The sequence below is a fragment of the Falsiroseomonas tokyonensis genome (assembly GCF_019024325.1).
Taxonomy (GTDB): domain Bacteria; phylum Pseudomonadota; class Alphaproteobacteria; order Acetobacterales; family Acetobacteraceae; genus Falsiroseomonas; species Falsiroseomonas tokyonensis.
The window spans coordinates 218,406-236,267 of record NZ_JAFNJS010000006.1 but is presented as its reverse complement, the minus strand read 5'-3'; the positions used below and the strand labels follow the sequence as shown (position 1 = coordinate 236,267).

26 protein-coding genes are annotated in these 17,862 nt (G+C 68.2%); 10 read left to right on the top strand and 16 right to left on the bottom strand.

Annotation, left to right across the window (positions count from 1 at the left end; genetic code table 11):
• Positions 1-83 precede the first annotated feature (83 nt).
• From J3S20_RS20565 to J3S20_RS20490, 16 genes are all read right to left on the bottom strand, one after another.
• Complete coding sequence (locus tag J3S20_RS20565) at positions 84-518, bottom strand: helix-turn-helix domain-containing protein (RefSeq protein ID WP_216838408.1); 435 nt, start codon at positions 516-518, stop codon at positions 84-86.
• 32 nt (positions 519-550) lie between these two features.
• The gene (locus J3S20_RS20560) at positions 551-793 is read right to left on the bottom strand and encodes a hypothetical protein (protein WP_216838407.1); all 243 of its coding nucleotides are present in this window, start codon (positions 791-793) and stop codon (positions 551-553) included.
• Positions 794-996: 203 nt separating this feature from the next.
• Positions 997-1,731 (bottom strand): hypothetical protein, encoded by a 735-nt coding sequence (locus J3S20_RS20555; protein ID WP_216838406.1) that lies wholly within the window; start codon positions 1,729-1,731, stop codon positions 997-999.
• Between the two features lie 40 nt (positions 1,732-1,771).
• Positions 1,772-2,116, bottom strand: a complete 345-nt coding sequence (locus J3S20_RS20550; RefSeq protein ID WP_216838405.1) for a hypothetical protein — start codon at positions 2,114-2,116, stop codon at positions 1,772-1,774.
• Between the two features lie 52 nt (positions 2,117-2,168).
• Positions 2,169-2,507, bottom strand: a complete 339-nt coding sequence (locus J3S20_RS20545; protein ID WP_216838403.1) for a hypothetical protein — start codon at positions 2,505-2,507, stop codon at positions 2,169-2,171.
• Positions 2,508-2,533: 26 nt separating this feature from the next.
• Positions 2,534-2,779, bottom strand: a complete 246-nt coding sequence (locus tag J3S20_RS20540) for a hypothetical protein (protein WP_216838401.1) — start codon at positions 2,777-2,779, stop codon at positions 2,534-2,536.
• Positions 2,780-2,892: 113 nt separating this feature from the next.
• On the bottom strand, positions 2,893-4,629 hold the full coding sequence (locus tag J3S20_RS20535; protein ID WP_216838400.1) for a hypothetical protein: 1,737 nt from the start codon (positions 4,627-4,629) through the stop codon (positions 2,893-2,895).
• A 2-nt stretch (positions 4,630-4,631) separates the two neighbouring features.
• Positions 4,632-4,976, bottom strand: coding sequence for a hypothetical protein (locus J3S20_RS20530; RefSeq protein ID WP_216838398.1), 345 nt, complete (start codon positions 4,974-4,976; stop codon positions 4,632-4,634).
• Complete coding sequence (locus J3S20_RS20525) at positions 4,973-6,133, bottom strand: recombinase RecT (RefSeq protein WP_216838396.1); 1,161 nt, start codon at positions 6,131-6,133, stop codon at positions 4,973-4,975. Before J3S20_RS20525 ends, J3S20_RS20530 begins: the two co-directional genes overlap by 4 nt.
• Positions 6,130-6,369 carry a hypothetical protein gene (locus tag J3S20_RS20520; protein ID WP_216838395.1) on the bottom strand — a complete coding sequence of 80 codons (240 nt, stop codon included), beginning with the start codon at positions 6,367-6,369 and terminating at the stop codon, positions 6,130-6,132. The genes J3S20_RS20525 and J3S20_RS20520 overlap by 4 nt, the downstream gene beginning before the upstream one ends.
• Positions 6,366-6,704: a hypothetical protein gene (locus J3S20_RS20515; RefSeq protein ID WP_216838393.1), complete on the bottom strand. Its 339-nt coding sequence runs from the start codon at positions 6,702-6,704 to the stop codon at positions 6,366-6,368. The genes J3S20_RS20520 and J3S20_RS20515 overlap by 4 nt, the downstream gene beginning before the upstream one ends.
• Entirely contained in the window at positions 6,701-7,576 is an 876-nt protein-coding gene (locus tag J3S20_RS20510; protein WP_216838391.1) for a PD-(D/E)XK nuclease family protein, read from the bottom strand. Before J3S20_RS20510 ends, J3S20_RS20515 begins: the two co-directional genes overlap by 4 nt.
• The gene (locus J3S20_RS20505) at positions 7,573-8,103 is read right to left on the bottom strand and encodes a phage N-6-adenine-methyltransferase (protein ID WP_216838390.1); all 531 of its coding nucleotides are present in this window, start codon (positions 8,101-8,103) and stop codon (positions 7,573-7,575) included. The genes J3S20_RS20510 and J3S20_RS20505 overlap by 4 nt, the downstream gene beginning before the upstream one ends.
• Positions 8,100-8,270: a hypothetical protein gene (locus J3S20_RS20500; RefSeq protein WP_216838389.1), complete on the bottom strand. Its 171-nt coding sequence runs from the start codon at positions 8,268-8,270 to the stop codon at positions 8,100-8,102. The genes J3S20_RS20505 and J3S20_RS20500 overlap by 4 nt, the downstream gene beginning before the upstream one ends.
• Complete coding sequence (locus J3S20_RS20495) at positions 8,267-9,076, bottom strand: hypothetical protein (RefSeq protein WP_216838388.1); 810 nt, start codon at positions 9,074-9,076, stop codon at positions 8,267-8,269. The genes J3S20_RS20500 and J3S20_RS20495 overlap by 4 nt, the downstream gene beginning before the upstream one ends.
• Positions 9,076-9,258, bottom strand: a complete 183-nt coding sequence (locus tag J3S20_RS20490; protein ID WP_216838386.1) for a hypothetical protein — start codon at positions 9,256-9,258, stop codon at positions 9,076-9,078. The genes J3S20_RS20495 and J3S20_RS20490 overlap by 1 nt, the downstream gene beginning before the upstream one ends.
• A gap of 581 nt (positions 9,259-9,839) precedes the next feature.
• Between J3S20_RS20490 and J3S20_RS20485 the strand changes: the two genes are divergently transcribed.
• From J3S20_RS20485 to J3S20_RS20440, 10 genes are all read left to right on the top strand, one after another.
• A complete protein-coding gene (locus J3S20_RS20485; RefSeq protein ID WP_216838385.1) occupies positions 9,840-10,280 on the top strand; it encodes a RusA family crossover junction endodeoxyribonuclease in 441 nt (146 codons plus the stop codon).
• Positions 10,281-10,282: 2 nt separating this feature from the next.
• A complete protein-coding gene (locus tag J3S20_RS20480; protein WP_216838384.1) occupies positions 10,283-10,729 on the top strand; it encodes a hypothetical protein in 447 nt (148 codons plus the stop codon).
• Entirely contained in the window at positions 10,726-11,097 is a 372-nt protein-coding gene (locus J3S20_RS20475; RefSeq protein WP_216838383.1) for a helix-turn-helix domain-containing protein, read from the top strand. The genes J3S20_RS20480 and J3S20_RS20475 overlap by 4 nt, the downstream gene beginning before the upstream one ends.
• Complete coding sequence (locus tag J3S20_RS20470) at positions 11,094-11,438, top strand: hypothetical protein (RefSeq protein ID WP_216838382.1); 345 nt, start codon at positions 11,094-11,096, stop codon at positions 11,436-11,438. Before J3S20_RS20475 ends, J3S20_RS20470 begins: the two co-directional genes overlap by 4 nt.
• Positions 11,439-11,502: 64 nt before the next feature.
• The gene (locus J3S20_RS20465) at positions 11,503-12,345 is read left to right on the top strand and encodes a YdaU family protein (protein WP_216838381.1); all 843 of its coding nucleotides are present in this window, start codon (positions 11,503-11,505) and stop codon (positions 12,343-12,345) included.
• Positions 12,345-13,193 carry a phosphoadenosine phosphosulfate reductase family protein gene (locus tag J3S20_RS20460; RefSeq protein ID WP_216838379.1) on the top strand — a complete coding sequence of 283 codons (849 nt, stop codon included), beginning with the start codon at positions 12,345-12,347 and terminating at the stop codon, positions 13,191-13,193. Before J3S20_RS20465 ends, J3S20_RS20460 begins: the two co-directional genes overlap by 1 nt.
• The gene (locus J3S20_RS20455; protein WP_216838378.1) at positions 13,190-16,279 is read left to right on the top strand and encodes a toprim domain-containing protein; all 3,090 of its coding nucleotides are present in this window, start codon (positions 13,190-13,192) and stop codon (positions 16,277-16,279) included. The genes J3S20_RS20460 and J3S20_RS20455 overlap by 4 nt, the downstream gene beginning before the upstream one ends.
• Entirely contained in the window at positions 16,276-16,641 is a 366-nt protein-coding gene (locus J3S20_RS20450; protein WP_216838377.1) for a hypothetical protein, read from the top strand. Before J3S20_RS20455 ends, J3S20_RS20450 begins: the two co-directional genes overlap by 4 nt.
• Positions 16,638-17,216, top strand: a complete 579-nt coding sequence (locus tag J3S20_RS20445; RefSeq protein WP_216838376.1) for a DUF1643 domain-containing protein — start codon at positions 16,638-16,640, stop codon at positions 17,214-17,216. Before J3S20_RS20450 ends, J3S20_RS20445 begins: the two co-directional genes overlap by 4 nt.
• Positions 17,213-17,827 carry a hypothetical protein gene (locus J3S20_RS20440; RefSeq protein WP_216838375.1) on the top strand — a complete coding sequence of 205 codons (615 nt, stop codon included), beginning with the start codon at positions 17,213-17,215 and terminating at the stop codon, positions 17,825-17,827. The genes J3S20_RS20445 and J3S20_RS20440 overlap by 4 nt, the downstream gene beginning before the upstream one ends.
• Positions 17,828-17,862: the final 35 nt, after the last annotated feature.

Genomic DNA, 17,862 nt, shown 5'->3' with positions numbered 1-17,862 from the left:
CATCTCGGCCCCCTGGGTTACAGGGGGCGGTCAGCGCGCCGTCCGCAGCCGGCCGCGCGCCGCCCAGTGGTGAACAGGTGGGGTTAAGCCGCCTCGTCCTCGCCCGCATCGCTCTCCAACGACGCGGGCTGCAACTCGGCGATCATCTTGGAGATCAGCCGGCGGCCGCTCTCCGGCAGCCTGCCGATCTGCTGCACCATCTTGATCTCGGCCTCGCCAAGATCGAGCGGTGGCAGCTCCTCGAACGCCGCGCGCGGGTCCAGGCTGAAGTCCTCGAAGAACCACTGGATCGGCACATCCAGCACCTTCGAGAAGACAAAGAGATTCTGGATCGAGCACTTGTTCTCGGCGGTCTCGATCTTGTGGATCTGCGGCGCCCCCAGGTTGACGAGCGCCTGAACGTCAGCGCGGCTCCATCCCCGCGCAATGCGCGCGTTCCTGATGCGAGCACCAACATGCCGGTCCAGCGCGCTCACCGACCTCGTGCCGTGGCTCGCGCGCAGGCGTTCGGACTTCATCGCTCCCTTCGTCTCGGACCGTGGTTTACTCATCAGTCGTCACCTCCGCCTTGCTGCTCATCATCGGACTTCTTCGCCTGCGGCTCGGCCAGATCGCCGAACAGCTCTTTCAGCGCCACGATGTAGGCTTCCAGCTCCGGCAAGATGGCCTTGGTCTCGAAGCTGGCATCCACCAAATCGCCCCGTCGCCGGCCCGGCAGCTGCACCTCGCCGATCAGAGTCGTCGTAGGCCCGAGCAGCGGGTGGAGCCGTATCCGAATCTCTTTCAGCTCCACACCGGCCCTCACGCGCGGCGACAAACTCCGGCGACTCATCCTGTAACTCCGATGGTTTGGGTGAGAACCCAATATATAGTCTCAGCCGCGTATCGTGTCACGGTGAAATATGTTAACGGGCTTCCGTTTACGATATCGCTTGAGGCCCCCCCGCTTGGGGTGACGATCTGTGCCGGTTCGGATGGATCGAACGCGCCGCTGGATTACGATTCCACGCCTTGCAAATCCGCCTCGCGCGCTGCGCGGTCCTCCTCCTCGCTCGCTTCGCGCGCAGTAGAGGGCCGCTCCGATTCGCCGGATTCGGGAAAGATTGTTTCGTCTTCGCGTTCGCCGGTCGAATCGTCTTCCTCGCGCACGATGCCGGGCAGCGTGGGCTCATCGCGACGGATGTTCACCGGCGGCATGTGCCCGTCATAGGCCTGGGGGTCGGCCAGCACGATCGTCACCGGCCGGCCCTCGAACGGGCCAAGATCCGCCCAGGCCTCGGCCGACTTCGGCACCTTGATGACCACCTTGAAGCCGCCCTTGGCGGTCACCTGCTCAAGCACGCCCGCCACATGGCGGAAGCTGTTCGCCGCGACGATGCCCACGATCTCCCGGACCAGCATGCGGGCGGTCTCCTCCGCCGCCTTGATGACCCGCTGCTGGTCGGCCTCGCTCCGCATGTTCCACGGCCGCGCGTCCTGGGTGTCGCGCAGGCGGTCCAGCAGGAAGGAGCGGACGGACGCCACCAGCTCCTCGCCGCCGGGCAGATGACGCAGGTAGGCCAGCACCCTGCGCTCCTCCTCCGCCGCCTCGGCGGCCAGGCGCTCCTCCTCCTGCCGCTCCTGGTCCAGCGCCGTCGCCTCGGCGAGGCTCATCGGCTCGCGCTCGGTGCCTTCGAGGTGGTCCTTTGCCGCCTGCATCGCGGCGGCCGGGGTGTTCTTCTTCGTCGCCATGGTCCTGTGGTCCTTTCAGGGGTTTCGGGTAGATGAGGCGTCAGGCGCCGCGGACAGCATCCTCGATGCGGGAAAGCGCGAACGAGAGGTGGTCGGCCTTCGTCTCAAGGCTCGCCATCGCATCGTTCAGCTGCTCGATTACCCCGCCGCGCATGACGGGCACTGGACCTGCGCTCTCGCTGGGCGGAGGGCCGGGCGGCCGCGGCCCCGCAAGTTCATCGCCCAATTCCAGAAGCCGCTTTTCGATCTCCAACAGTCGCTGATGCAGTCGGTCAGCCGTGCGGCCGATCAGCGGCAGTCCACCCTTCTCCTGCTGGCGCACGGCCTCAATGTAGGCCGAGCTGCCGACGGTAAAGCCGGCGGTTATCATCTGGTCGTGTCGCATGGTCCTGTGGTCCTTTCAGAGGTTGGTGGTGGGGGTTGGTCAGACGCCGGATTCACTCCGGGTCGGGCTCAGGCTCCGGCGGCAGCAGGTGCCGCATCTCGTGCTCGGCGCGGGTCAGCAGCGTGAGCCAGCCCAGCTTCGTCAGCCGGTGCACATAGCCATTGGCGCTGATGCCCTGCTTCACGCCGTCGACCTCGCGCGGCGGCTTCTTCCGCTCGACCAACTTCAGTTCGATCAGCCGCAGCGTCACCTGCGTCGGCTTGGTGAAGTGCAGGCTCCCGCCGCAGCAGACGCCGACCTCGGCCAGCGCCAGCATCTCGGCCAGGTCTTCTCCTCTCAGCAGCGGCGCGAGGCGCGCGCGCTCAAAACCCGCGCTCGGTCGTCTTGCCATGGTCGTCGGTCCTTCCGTGGTGGTGGTCAGATGAAGAACGTGCCGATCCACGCCATCCCCAGAATGGCCGCGCTCGCGAGCAGACTGATGAGGGCCGCAGCCAAAAACTTCTCGTCCTTCTGAGAAGGCGGCCGGCCACGGAGGAAGCCGAGAATCAGCAGGATGCCGAAAGCGTAGATGAGGCGGAGCGGCTCCAGCCCGAAAGCCGGCACCAAATACCAGCCCCACATCAGCGTCAGCATCCATGCCCGCAGGATCAGCAGCGGGGACATGGCGATAAGCAACACGCCAAGAATGAGAGGCGATAGGAGCCCTGCCCAGAAGTCCCCGCTTAGTTTGTCTTTGGTCATGTCCCCTTGGCCCTTCCAGCAGTTGGGGTAGGCAGTCACAGCAGCCGCAGCACGCCGCCCTCAATCCAGGCGCGACGGCCGTAATTGGCCGCCTCCAGGTTCGGCAGTGCCTCGGGGTTGCGTGCCGACATCGCGACCAGGGCCGGGATGCCGATGTGGATCAGCAGCTCGCAGACGCCGGGCCGCTGGGTGGGCACGAGCACGTCGAGGCGATCGACCAGCACCAGCTGGGCGCCCTCTCGCTTGGCGAAGGCCAGCGTCAGCAGCAGCTCGGCGCGCCACCGCTCGCTTTCCGCCATCTGCTCCCACGACGACTCGCCATAGCGAAGCTCGCCTTCGCCGGTCAGGGTCACGGGGCCGAACCGCCCCACCTGGCACAGCGCGGCTAGCTCGGCGTTGAAGGCGCCCATGCGGCGCTCCATCACCGTCATCCGCACGCCGGTGGAGGCGAGGCAGTTGATGATCGGCTGCTGGGCGCACCAATCCCGGTAGATCTCGCGGGCGCGGAGCATGGTGCTGACCAGGCGGTGCTTGGTCTCGGCCTGGGTCGCGGCCAGCTGCGCCCGTCCGACCGCCTCCGGATCCTGCTTCGGCATGGCCTGCAGCCGCGCCAGCCGCTTCTTCGCCTCCTCGGCCGTGGCCACTGCCGCGCTGTTCTCCTGCGCTGCCCTTCGGGCCTGCTCCAGCGCATCCTGCGCGCCACGGATCGCGTCCCTGGCGGCGGTGATGGCGGTGCGCCGCTTGGCGTTCTCCGCCGGCGACGCCTTCTTGGCGGCTTCCGCCGGCGGCTTCTCCAGCCTGATCTCGTCGATCGCCGCATTGATCGTGACGCGGATCTCCGCCTCGCAGTGCGGGCAGGTGTGCAGCGGCAGGGCATCGGTCGGCCGCGGCAAGTCCTTCAGCCGCTGCTCCAGCGCCGTCAGCGTCTCCTGCGCCGCCAGGACCGCCGCCTGGCAGGCCTCGCCCGCCTTCAGCAGATCGTCGAGGGGTGCCGCAGCCTCTCGGGCGAGGGCAATCTCCGCCTCGCTGGCGCTGCCCGCCCGCAGCGCCGCCTGGTAGGCGGCCTTGGCCGCGTCCATCTCGGCCGCGACCTCCGCCAGGTCGTAGGGCTCGTCCGGCAGCAGGCCCTCCGGCACCCAGGTGGCGGCCTTCTGCGGCCCCCAGTTGGCCGGCCGGGCCACCTCTTCCCATCGCCCCTTCAGCTTCAGCGCGTATTCGCGGGCCGTCTTCTCGCAGGCGTCCCAGCCGGAGATATCGACCTTGCTGTGCAGCGCCGTCGCAAGGTCCAGTCGGGCCTGCCGATCCTCCTCGGCCTCCGGCAGCGGCTTGCCCCGGTCATCTTTCGGCGCCAGCCAGGCCGCGATGTCGTCCAGCGTCGGCGCCAGATCGAGGCGTTCGGCCAGCACGGACAGGCGTTCCTTGGGCGGCAGCTCCATGAAGCGAACCGCGCCGATGCCCAGGGGCGAGCCCATGTGGCGCGCGTCGCCGTCCCCGGTGGAGTGAACATCACCGCTCGGCCAGGAGATCCGGCGCATGCCGGTCTCCCAGGACAGGGTCGCGGCGCCGCCATCGGCGCTGCCGCGGCGCACCACATGCGCGAAGTCGGCCTTGCGGGACGCGCCACGCAGCTTCGGCATCCGCAGCGCCACCGCGGCGCAGGCCTGCAGCAGCGAGGACTTGCCCTGGCCGTTGCCGCCGCCAACCAGCGTGATTTTCTCCAACGGCAGAGAGGCCGATACGACGCCCAGCACGTCGCGGACCTTCAAGGTCATGGTCAAAGCGGCTTCTCCTCGTCGCAGGTGTCGGGAAGGCGGCATGGCGCCGCGTCAGCCTCATCGCCGGGCGCCGCCGGCGGCGGGCAAATTGTCGGCTCGAAATGGCCCTCCACGCCCAGGCGCATCAGGCGATATTTCTGATCCCGCATCCGGTCGTGGATGAACTCCACCAGCTTCTCGCGCGGGATCTCCAGATGGCGGTCATCGGGCCCAGAGGTTCCAGAGCGGAACGACACCATCATCTGCTGCTCGGGCCGCTGCTGGAGCTCGATCTGCATCCGGTCCAGGCGCTGCCACATGCCCCATTCGGCCAGCGCCTCGGACAGCCTTGTCGCGGCGGTCACTCGCCGAACTCCACTCGGGGAGGCGGCCCGCCGCTTCGCCCATCATCCGTCTGCGGACCGGGATCGCCGCCCGTGTCACCGTCACCGGGGAAGCCATCACCATCCTCCACCTCGCCCGTCTCCAGGTCGTGCGGCGTCTCGGCGCTGGGGGCATCCGCCTCCTGCTGCTGCCCGCGGGGCTGGCGAGGCTGCCGGCCCTGGCGCGGCTGCCGCTGGTCCGGCTCCGGCTCCTGCACCCGCGGCGGCGGTTCTGCATCGGCGTCCTCGTCGTCCTCGGGCTGGCCGATCGCCGACAGGTCGAACTCGCCGTGGTCCAGCACGCGGTGCATGCCCTGGCTCACACGGCGGTCGCCCGCCTCGTCCAGGGTGGCGGCTGCGGCGAACTCGATGGACATGGGCAGGCGCTTCGCCAGGCGGCGGATCGCCGTCTTGACCGCCATCTGGTCGAAGTTGGTGGCCCATGGGGTGTTCGGCGTTTGGCCGGGCTTCGCAAAGCGCACCGCCGAGCGATAGCCCTGGCTGCCGTCCCGGATCTTGAGGATGTCCTCGGCCGGCATGTAATCGAAGGCGAAGCCACCATCCTTGAAAGTCGCCTTCGCCCAGGCGCCGATGAATTCGCCCCGCGGCGTTCCGTGCTTCGGCGGCTTGTGGCGGCTGTTCTCCGGGCTCATCCAGTCGATGTCGAAGTCGTCGTTGGCGAAGACCGCCTGCGCGGAGATGGACTGAATCTCGCCCGTGCGGCGCGCCAGGGCGATCAGGCCCTGGTAGCCGATGATGACCTGCACCTCCGTGATGTTCTTCCGGTTGTTCTTGAAGGGGATCAGATAGATGTGCCCCTGCGGCGTGTTCGGCTCCAGGCCGAGCTGCGCGCAGAAGATCGAAGCGCCGAAAAGCGATTCGATGGTGCACTCCATGAGCTTCGGCGTGGTGCGCAGCGCGTTCAGCGTGATGCGCAGGAAGCGATCCGGCTTCATCGCCTCCGGCAGCAGCTGCGCCAGCTTGCCCTTGTTGGCTTCGAAGAAGCTGCTGACCTTCGAGCCACCGGCCTCGCGGCCGGTCTGCTTCAGGACGGTCCTCATCTCCTCCGGCGACATCACGGCGGTGGCCGCGCTCGGCGGCGCCATGGTGGGCCTGGGCTTGGTGCGGGTTTCGCTCATCGGGGGTCTCCCAGCGCTGCGACGGCGGCGACGAAGGCGGCGGTCTGGAAGCGATCCAGCACCACCGGCTCGCGCCCGTGGATGATCATGGACAGCGATCCGTCCGGCTGGCGCTGCAGCACCACCCTCCGGCCATCGGTCGCAATCAGCGTGGCGTGCGGCGGCGGCCCGGGTGGGAGCAGATCGCCTTGCTCCACCGTCACCAGGGCACGGCCCGTCTCCTGGTCGCCGCTCACTTCGCCACCGCCTTGCCGGCGGCGGGCGGCTGGAACGGCTCCAGCGCGTCGGCAATGCCGAGCATCGTGCCGGCCAGCGCGCGGAGCATATCCGCATCGAGCCCGCGCACATTCAGCGGGTTCTGCGGATCGACCTGCACCAGCACGTTGTCCGGCTCGCCCAGGCCGAAGGTGAACAGCGCACCATGCAAGCCAAGTGTCACCGGCGGCGCCTCCTCCTTGGACCATGTCATGTGGTGGGCCTGCTGGGCGATCAGCTTGGCCTGCGCGCGCGCGTCGTTCAGAACGCATCCCCCATCGCTGGGCTCGGCGGGCTGGGTCGCTTCGTTGTTCATGGTTTCTCGTCCGCGCTTCGAGGCGCCTGAATGTGTGCTCTGCAGAAGTCGGTGCCCCAGGCCGGGCACCACCTCGCCGCGCAGAGTGAATCGGCGGGGTTGGCGCGAAACGCCATGTTCGGCGGCCGCGAATTGGGGTCGGCGCAGCGCCGGCGGAATTCTTCCACCGTTGCGGCCAGCGCCTCGATCGCTTCCCAGGCTTCTTCCTGCGCGGCGATGATGTCGACCGAGTGCGCCTCCACGGGGGGCTGCTCCTTTCGGATCGACACGCGCGGCAGGTAGTCCTCGATCATCTCGCCCGGGTTGTGCCCATGCGCGCGAAGGATCATCCCGTAGGTGCCGTATTGCAGCGCGTTCGCGCGGCGCGAGACGCCTGTTTTCGTGTCCCGGATCGACGCATCAGGATCGCCCGTCATTACTGCGTCCATCTGACCGCTGGCGATCAGGCCAGGCCGCACCTCGGCCTCCAGACGTTCCTCCGTCATCAGCGGGTTGCCCGCCGCGGCTTCCGAGCGCCGCCACACCCTCGACATGCGGCGAATCTGCTTCTGCGCGGTGTCGGGGTCGCCCGTGATAGTGTCCCAGTCGCAGCCCTCGGCCGCGACGCGCTCGCGGAAGGCCTCGATGCCGACCTCCTCGGCATCGGCATCCGTGCCCAGGTCGCCGCCGCGGCGCATCTTCTCCGCCAGCGTGTGCGAAGCCGCCGCGTGGACCGCCGTGCCGATCTGCGCGCCGACATGCGTGGCGCGGCCCTGGGCCAGCGTGTAGCCGGCGGCCCGCACTTCATCCTGCATGTGCCGCGCCGCCCAGCGCCGCGGGCAGCTGGCAAAGGTGGTCAGGCTCGACGGACGCACGACGATATCCTTCGTCATGCACGCCATCCGTGGACAAAAGCGCCAGGCAGGCCGCAGTCGCGCAGATGCGCCGCGTCTTCCGCGCCGTAGGCGACCAGCACGCTCGGAGCGCCCGCATTGGCTTCGGCGCGGTCGCCGTTTGGCCGGTGGAAATACAGGCGCCCAGCTAGAAAAAGCAGCGCGGAAGCGGCGCGCCAGACGGTTTCGCGGAACAGCGCGGTTTCCGTGCGGGCGAAAATAAGAGCGGTGCCGCGCCCGTGCTCGACCATCCGCCGCATGAAAGGCGCAGAGACGACGGCGCCATACGGCGGATTAAGCCACACGCGCCCGGCCCAGGGCCTCATCAGGCCATTCTCTGCCAGGCCATAGTGGACCGCGGCGGTCGGCCACGGCCTCGGCTCCGGCGCGGCGCAGGGGTCCAGATCGAACGCCCCAAGCGAGGCCAGCAACTCCGGCGGCGTGAGCCAGACGGTCGTGTCGCTGGCGTGGCTGTGGTGCCCACCCATGCCGCGCTTGGTGCCGTTGCCGAGCAGATCGGTTGTCATGCGGGGCGCCCTTCGGCCTGGCGCGCCTCGCGCTCATCCCAGTAGCGGCGCAGCGCCTCCATCTCATCCGGCTGCAGCTCCACCAGCACGCCACGCGCGGGCGGCGGCGCCACTGGTTCCGGGGGGCGCTGATTCGCACGCCGGCCGAACCAGATCCGGTTACTCATGCTGCTTGCCCCCGAACGACGTAGGCCTTGGCGCAGCAAGCCGCGCAGTATGGGCGGCCGGGCACCGTAGCGGCGTCGCAGAACCGGAAGCCGGGGGTCCGGGGGTGCCCCTGGGGAAATTGGTAGGTCCGATACCGCACGCCAGGCCGCAGCAGGATCGCCGGCCGGACCGCGCTGGGCGCATTCGGCTCGGCTGGCGCTTGCTCCTCGAAGGGACCGGGCTGGCCGGCTGGCCCCTCCAGCAAGGCCGCGACCTCCTCCACCGGCATCGCCGCGCCGGCAGGGGCGGAAGGCGCCACGGTTGGAGGCGCGGTCCTGCGAGGCGAATCCGGCCGGCTGTTGGGCATGCGCTTGCCGCGGGGCGCCGCGGTCTTCCAGGAACCGTCTGCCGCCGTGATGACGCGGTGATCGGCGCCGCGCTGCACGGCGATCTTCCGCGCTTCTTCGAGGCGCTGGACCATCCGCGCAGCGGTGGACACGCTGGCGAGACCAAAGAGGCCGCAGATCTCGAGATTGGTCGGCGCCGGACGGCCCGAACGCGCGGCTTGCTCGATCGCCCGCAGGAGATCCCAGTCGCCTGGCATGAGCTTCGCCTCCAGCAGCGCCTGGTTCAGGGTGACGATGCGCCTGCGTGGCTTGAGGCCCAGGCGATGCGCCTTGGCAGAGACCATGGCCTCCGTCACGGCGATGCCGAACCGCCTGGACAGATCGGCCGCAATCTCTCCCGGCGAGCGCGGCACGACCCACCCCGCCTTGACCATGTCCTCCGCCTCAGTGGGCCACCCCTGCTTCCCGAAGCCGACCATCAGAAGCGCCCTCCGCCATCGGCATCGGCGCGCGCGCGCTGCACCGCGGCCTCCAGGCGCGCAGCACGGTCCAGCAGCAGGCGCTCCGCGCGCTGCTTGTCCCAGGCGGCAAATTCGGGATCGAGGCGGGCCAGCGCCGCGCGGGCCCGGTCCTGCAGGATGGCGTCAATCGCGCTGTTCACCCGCACCGACCATGCCGGATCCGGCTGCCGGACCAGGTAGCCCCGGAGGCACTGGCGAACCGCAAAACGACTTGTGCTGGCACGCGCAATGATTTCCGACTGGAGAACCCGGAATTTCCGCCGAACCAGGCGGATGCGGGCTGCCGTCTCAAGAATTCGAGGGTCCACGTTCTCAGGTCGGAGAGGCGCGGAAGATCCTTTGAAAACCAAGCGATATGCCTCCCGAAGGGCTGCTTCGAGGGGCGGGCAGTCAGCGTCTGCGGCTGCCGACCGAACCGCGTGGAGAACGCGGCGCCCACCCCTCGATGACCGTGGCTGGAAACCAAATGCGGGAGCCAGCCACGACGCATCTTGCCAATCGGTGACGGTAACCGCAAGATACGAATATCGTGTTGCGGTGATTTTTGCAGCGGAAGCGTAGCGGGCTAAGCCCTGCTGCGGCGCAAAGTCTCATTTAAACAGTGGCTTATAAGTGACCCTTGAGTAACAGCGGCAGATTTTGGCTTCGATCCTCACCTATCGCGAGATAAGCGATCCCTGTGGCGTCGAAGGCTATGTTCGTAGATCGGAAAGGCGTCAGCATGATCGAGCCCATCGTCATCACCATCCCCGGCAAGATGCTCGGCAAGGGCCGGCCTCGCTTCTCCGCCCGCGACCGCAACGGCCAGCCGCTGAAATTCGTCAGGACGTTCACCGACTCCAGGACCGAGGACATGGAAACCTGGGTCCGCGCTTGTGCGGATAAGGTCTTCAGCGGCCCACCTCTCGAAGGGCCGTTGGCCATGGCCATGGACATCGTCGTGATGATCCCGGCGAGCTGGTCGAAGAAAAAGCAGGCCGCGGCACAGGCCGGCCAACTTCTCCCCACGGGCAAGCCCGACCTCGACAACACCACCAAGCTGATCGCCGACGCGCTGAACCAGATCGTCTGGAAGGACGACAGTCAGATCGCGTCGATGCGGCTGAACAAGCGATACGGCCTGACGCCGCAGACCACGCTGACGATCACCCGGCTCGGTTAGCCGTGAGCCTCGACCGGACCAAGCTGGCGAAGGTTCTCGCTCTGCTGGCGAGCGACCAGCCAGGCGAGCAAGCCGCCGCGCTCCATCGGGCCAGCAAGATGCTGGCGGCGGCAGGGCTGCGCTGGGAAAGCCTGGCCGGCCCAGGCACCGACCAATCAGCAGAGCTTGCGGCCATGGACAACGCGGGTCGGCAGATCGCCGCAATGCTGCGCGAGGCCCAGGGCGACATTCGCCTGCTGAAAACGCTGCTGGAGGCGGCGAATCGCAAAACCGACGAGCTGCGCGCCAGCAACCGCAGCCTCGGCACCCTGAACGCCGCGCTCAAGCGCAGGGCGGATGACCTGCAGGCGCGGCTCGACATCAGCACCCGCGAGAACGCGGCCTTCCGGCGGGCCTTGGGCCCGGAAGCTGCGGCGCGCGCCGTCTTCGCAAAGGAGGTCTGCACTTGACCGAGGAACCGAGCCCCGCCGAACCGTGCTTCGCCGCGGGGACGCGCACGGGCGCGCTGCTGCGCCGCTTGCATGCGTCGATCGGTCACATCGTCACCTATGAGGCGCTGGAATACGCGATCTATGGCGACAGCGGGCCGGCGGCGGAGCGTCCGAATTTCGTCCGCATGATCCTCCACCCGATGATCGCCAAGCTGCGCGCCAAGCTGCCGCCTGGCGCCATCCAGAATGTCGCAGGCGTGGGCTATCGGCTGGACCCGGACGTGGAAGGCCTCCCCCGCATTGACGACGCGCATGTCGTGGTCGCCTCGCGCTCGGAGGAGGACGAGGCGGCGTTCCTGGCGCTGGCCGGTGGAGATCCACGATGACCGATCCAGCCAGCCGCATCACAGGCGTGTCGCGCCATGCTCTGCGGCGCGCGCAACAGCGGCTGGGCCATCAGCCGACCAAGGAGGAGTGGTTCGGCTTCATCCTCGCCATCACCGAGCGCGATCCGTCCGTCCGGCGAACCGCTCGCATGATTCGGATGAACCCGGATGGGACGGAGCAGTGGGAGGTGACGCACCGGGGCCAGCCGCTGCTGCTGGTCTGGAGCCCGGCAGCCGGCGAAGTCGTGACGGTGCCCCCTGCTGATCTCCCCGACGCCAGGCCCCCGAAGCACGCTCGGCTGGCGCGCATCCGGGCCGCACGACAGGACCGACCCGAGTGACAGCAGGCCGCAACCTTCCGCTGCCTCCGCTGCCGGGCGCCAGACTGCCAGCGGAGTGGCTGCCATGAGCGGCAAATCGGACGCCTGGATGCCGCTCTACATCGGCGACTACCTGCGCGACACAGGCCACCTAACCGGCGCCGAGCATGGCGCCTACCTCCTCCTGCTGATGCAGGCGTGGACGCGCGGGGGCGGGCTGCCAACCGACGACGAGCGGCTTCGGCACCTCGCCCGGATGGATCGTCGCGAGTGGGCAAAAGCCCGCCCTGCGGTGCTGGCATTTTTCTATGAAGACGGCGGGGCGCTTCGCAACCGGCGCATGGAAATCGAGTTGGCGCGTTCACAAACCGTCGCTGAAAAACGGCGTTCGGCTGGGCTCCTCGGCGCGGAAAAACGCTGGAATATCAACGGCACTTCCATGGCAAACGGGATCGCGGAGCCATTGGCAAACGCTTCGCAAAACGATGGACAGTCACAGTCACAGTCACATCAAGAAGATTCTCTCCTTTCCCCCCTAGAAGAAGGGGGGAAAGGAGTCTCGCCGGGCAAGCCCGACGAGCCCCCCGCCGCCCCTCCAGCCAGGGTGCCCCGCGCTGCCCAGGCGATCCCGCTGGCGGTCCTGCAGGACATGGCGGCGATCTGGAATGAGATGGCCGCCGGCGCCGGCCTGCCCCAGTGCAGCGAGCTCACAGCCAAGCGCCAGGCCTCCATGCGCGCGCGCATCGCCGAGCGGTGGAAGAAGGACCCGCTGGGCAAATGGCGGGCCTACTGCCAGGCGATCGCCGCGGCGCCCTTCCTGCGCGGCGAGAACGACCGCAGCTGGCGCGCCAACATCGACTGGGCCCTGCGCCCCGGCAGCCCTGTGGCGGTCGCCGAAGGCAAGTATGGCGACGAGGAGCAAAGCTGATGGCTGATCCGTTCCTCATCACCGGCCCGGCCGTGATCTCGTTCAGCGGCGGGCGAACATCCGCCTACATGCTGCGGCGCATCCTCCAGGCGCACGGCGGCACGCTGCCGGATGACGTGGTGGTCGCCTTCGCCAACACCGGGCGCGAGATGCCGGGCACGCTCGACTTCGTGGCCGAGTTCGCCGCCCGGTGGAACGTCCGCATCCGCTGGATTGAATGGCGCCGCGATGCCGCGACCGGCAAGCGGTGGGCCGAGGAGGTGAGCCACAACAGCGCATCGCGCCGCGGCGAACCCTTCCGCGCGCTGCTGGAGGCAAAGGGCTTTCTGCTGCCGCATCCAGGGATGCGCTACTGCACCGAGGAACTGAAGGTGCTGACGCTCAAGCGGTTCTTGAAGGATGCCCTGGGCTGGAAGCAATGGGTGAACGTCGTCGGCTTGCGCCACGATGAGCCGGAACGGGTCGCGGCGCGGGTCGCGAGCAACGCGCGCGGTGGAAGCCCCTGGCAGAGCGTGATGCCTCTGGACGCGGCCGGCATCACCGAGGAGGAGGTTCTGGCGTTCTGGCGCCTCCAGCCCTTTCAACTCCGCGTTCCGAAGTGGGCCGGCAACTGCGGCGGCTGCTTCCAGAAGCGCATCCACCAGGTCGCGCGCATGTTCGAGGAGGAACCCGAGCACATGGAGCAATGGCTGGAGGATGAGGCGAGCAGCAAAGCGCGGGGCTTCTCGGGCCGATACCGCGGCGACCGCCCTTCGCTGGCTGAGATCGCATCGCTGGTGAGCCGGCAAGCACGGCTGCCGCTGGACCCCGGCCCTACGCTGTCGGCATGCGGCGTGGAGTGCGGATGATGGCCCGCCGCCCCGATCCCGTTAAGCCCTTCCTGGTCGGCGACAGCATCGCCGACATTCTCGCCGAGGCGCGCATCGTGCCCAGCGCCCGCACGCGCCTGGTGCCCGGCGCCAACAGCAAGCTCCTCTGCCCGGCCTGCAATGGCGGCAGCACCCGCGAGCAAAGCCTCTCGCTGAAGATCGACGACGACGGGCAGGGCGCGGCCTGGCACTGCAAGCGGGGCACCTGCGGCGGCAACGACCTGGTGCCCGGCTCCGGCCGCATCGAGAGCAGCGACCGCCACCGCGCCGGCGGCGATGAGACGCCCAGGCCCCGGCCCCGGCCGGTGGCGGTGGCGCCGAAGCTGCACAAGCCGGAGGAGATGACGCGACCGCCGGAGCTCTACGCCTACTTCGCGCGCCGCGGCATCAGCGGCGAGACCGTCGACGAGTTCGGGATCTACGCCTGCACGATGCGGTGGCCCGCGCTGAATGCCGATGGCAAGCCGATCAAGGACGGCGATGGCGAGGCCACCTTCGAGCCGAAGCCGACCATCGTGTTCCCCTACCGCTGGGGCGGCACCATCGTGAACCGGAAGTTCCGGTCGAAGGACAAGCAGTTCCGCCAGGACAAGGACAGCGAGCGCACGCTGTTCAACGTCGACGCCATCACCAGCGACGATGAGGTCATATTCGTCGAAGGCGAGATGGACGTGCTTGCGCTGCACGAAGCCGGCTTCCGCCAGGTCGTGAGCATGCCGGACGGCACCGACAACAAGCTGCTCGCCGAGGATGACCCGAAGCGCATGGAGAACCATCGCTTCTTCTGCCTCGACACCAACCAGGAAGCCGTGGCCACGGTGAAGCGCATCATCATCGCGACGGACAGCGACGTGCCGGGCCAATACCTGGCGGAGGAGCTAGCGCGCCGGCTCGGCAAGGTCCGCTGCTGGAAAGTGACCTGGCCGGAAGGCTGCAAGGACGCCAATGACGTGCTGCGGCGGCACGCGCCGAAGGGCCAGGAGCCGACACCCGAGCAGCTGGAGCAGGGGCGCCAGGATCTCCGCGACGCCATCGCCGCGGCGCAGCCCTGGCCGCTGATGGGCCTGTTCGACCTCAAGCCGGGCGCGCTCCGCGAATTCATGGCGACCGGCCAGCAGCCGCGCGGCCTGGAGAGCGGCATCAAGAGCCTCGACGAGATCGCCCGCCTGCCTTTCGGCGGCGGCTGGCTCACCGTGGTGACGGGCATCCCGTCGCACGGGAAGGCCCTGGCGCTGGGCACCGAAATTCCGACGCCGCAGGGCTGGCGCTACATGGCCGATCTGCAGCCAGGCGATCTGGTATTCGCTCCAGACGGAACCGCCACCAAAGTGTTGGCCGTCAGCGAGGTAATGCACTCCCGGCCCTGCTACCGACTGCGCTTCGATTGCGGCACCGAGGTGATCGCTGACGCCGAGCACCAATGGGTGACGTGCGACGACAAGGCGCGGCGTAGCGCGACTCAGGCTCGGAAGAAGCGCGCCGGGCGCGAAGCGACCAAGCCTCGTGGCAAGGATCAGCAGCACCTTCGGGCCTTCCCGAGTTCCAAAACCACCGCACAAATCGCCGAGACGCTGACGGTGCGCGATGGTCAAGACCGCACCAGGCTGAACCACACCATCGCCGTTGCCGCGCCGGTCCAGATGAACGCCGCAGATCTGTTGGTGCCGCCCTACACGCTGGGCGTCTGGCTTGGCGATGGGACCAGCGCATCGTCAAGGCTGACATGCGCCGATGCTGACGCTGAAATCCTTTGCCATGTCGAGGCCGATGGGTTCGTCGTGGAAAGGCAGGCAAAGGGCGCCAGCGATACCACCAGCACCTACTGGGTCGGCCGCTTGCCCAAGTGGAGCCCGCTCGGCCTATCAACCGACCTTCGCACCCTCGGCGTGCTGAACAACAAACACGTCCCGCAGGCATACCTCATGGCATCGCAGGATCAGCGGCTCGCCTTGCTGCAAGGGTTGATGGACACGGACGGCTACATGAGCGCCCAGGGCCAAGCCGAGTTCTGCTCGATCAACCTGAAACTCGCCGAAGCTGCATTCACGCTGGTTGCTTCGCTCGGTATGCGCCCAAGCTTGGTTGCCGGGCGAGCGACAATCAATGGGCGGGACTGCGGGCCGAAGTATCGCGTCTTGTTCTACCCGACGACGCAGGTTTTCAGGCTGCGGCGCAAGGCCGAGCGCCTGGAGGCCGTGCTTGGCCGCGGCAGGCCAAGGCTCAAGCATCGAACCATCGTCTCGGCCGAGAGATGCGAGAGCGTGCCGGTCAAGTGCATCCAGGTGGCGCATCCCAGCCACCAGTTCCTTGTCACTCGCGCCCATATCGCGACCCACAACAGCGCCTTCCTCCGCTGCTGGCTGGCCTACATCGCCCACCGCCACGACATCGGCATCATCTGGTGCAGCCCGGAGGACAATCGCCCCGAAGTGCTGGCGCTGGACATCGCCCAGATCGTGAAGAACCAGCCGGTGCGCGAAGCCGGCGGCTACATGCCCGACTGGATGCTGTCCGAGGCCGAGCAATGGATTCGCGACCACATCACCTTCGTCTATGCGGACGATCCGGACACGGAGATGACATACGAGTGGCTGCTGGCGCGCGCCGAGCAGGCGAAGAAGCGACACAAGCGGCAGCTGCTGGTGCTGGATCCGAACAACGAGCTGGAGCACCAGTTCCAGCGTGGCGAGAGCGAGACGCAATACACCGGCCGCTGGCTGCGCCGCCTCAAGGCGTGGTCGCGACGCGAGGGAATCGGCCTGCTGATCGCGGCCCATCCCAAGGGCCAGGCCAAGGACCCCAAGACGAAGAAATACCCGGTGGTCGAAGGCTACGACATCAACGGGTCGGCCATGTGGTTCAACCGGGCCGACCTGGGGCTGACGATCTACCGCGAGTTCGAGGGCTACGTGAATGTCCACTGCTGGAAGGCCCGGTTTCCCGCTTTCGGCGTGCGAAACAGCAAGGCCGTGCTAAAGCGAGATCCGCGCACCGGCCGCCTGGCGAGCTGCGGCGCCGACACCGGCACCGATTCCACCCAACCCGAATCAGGAGAGAACGCATGACCCAGGAAGAACGCGCGGCGCTGCGGGCACGGCTACGCGGCTGGCCCGGTAACGGCGACGGCGATGCGCTGAGCGCAAGCCATGTCAGCGCGTTGCTGGCGGAGGCCGCTGCCGCGCTGGATGCGGCGGAGGGCGACGCCAAGATGGCGCTTGCCGCCACCCTCCGCACGCTCGCGGCCGAGCGGGACGCGCTGCGGGCGGCGCTCGCGGGTCTCGACGCCGCGCTGTCGAATCTGTGGCGGGAGGGGCCGGTCGAGGCGGGTCACGAAAACCACCTCGGCCCGGTAGATGCGGCTTGGAGCAAGGCGCGCACCGAACTCGCCCGCATCCCCGCGCAGCCCGCCGCGGAGAGCGCGCCATGACCGCGCAGCAGCCCGGCGCGGGCGACCTGTTTGACGCACCGCGCCATCATGCCGGCAATCGCGTTCTGGTCCGGTCCGCTGGCAGCCAAGGGACGGCCCTGTTTGGCGGTCCGCTCGATTGCTACCGCTACCGTCTCGGTCGTCGATGGGGCGAAGGGCCGTCAGTGCTGTTCATCATGATGAACCCCAGCACCGCGAGCGCCGAAGCCGACGACGCGACCATTGCCAAGGTCACAAAGTTTGCCAAGCGATGGGGCTTCGGCGGGCTGCTGATCGGAAACGTCCACGCTTACCGCTGCACGGATCAGACGCGGCTTGTGGAGGCGTCTGACCCAATCGGCCCAGACAACGACCGCCATTTGCGGGCGATGGCGGCGGAGGCAATTCAAATCGTGATGGCCTACGGCAATCCGAAGATTGTCCCTCTGCGGCAGCGCGGACCAGCGGTCGCCCGGATGCTGATCCGCGACGGGCACGAGTTGCGTGCGCTGCGTGTCAGCGCGGCCGGTGTGCCATGGCATCCGCTCTACCTGCCTGACGACACGATCCCCAAGCCATGGAGCCCCGGCCTATGACCCCGATGCAGAGTGACCCCGCCGCGCCCGCCTGGCCTGATGACGTGGTGGACCTTGCCGCACGCGCGATGATGGACGGCGTGCTGTGGCCCGGTGCCTGGGACACATGCACCTTCAGCTGCGCGGACACGGAGCGCGGCGTGTGGCGCCAAAACGCCCGCGCAGCCCTCGCCGCCATCGCACCGTGGATCGCAGCCGAGCGCGCTGCGGCCGAGTTGCGGGGGATCGAGCGGGCAGAGCGAGCCGCGGAGGCTCATGCCGAGGTGGCCACATCGGAAATCAAGCCGGGCAACGGCATGGTCTACTACGCGAGCGGCGCGACCGGTGCGGCCTCTGTAATCCGCGCCCTCCCGCCCTCGGACCCGGCCGCCGCGTCGGCGCTGGCCGAGCTGCTCCGGCGCGCGGTGGAGGAGGAGCGAGAGCGGATCATCGAGGCGGTTCGCGATGAGGCAGACACGACGCCATGCGACGAGGACGCCAAGGTCGTTGAGGACGTGGCCGACCTGATCGAGGCCGACTTCAACTATGAGGCAGCCGAGGCGATGAAGCGTGTTCGCGAAGGCGAGGACGATGCCGCGATCCGAGCGCGCGGCGATGGAGGCGCGGCATGAGCGCGACGACGGGCCGCACGCCCGCGCAGATCGCG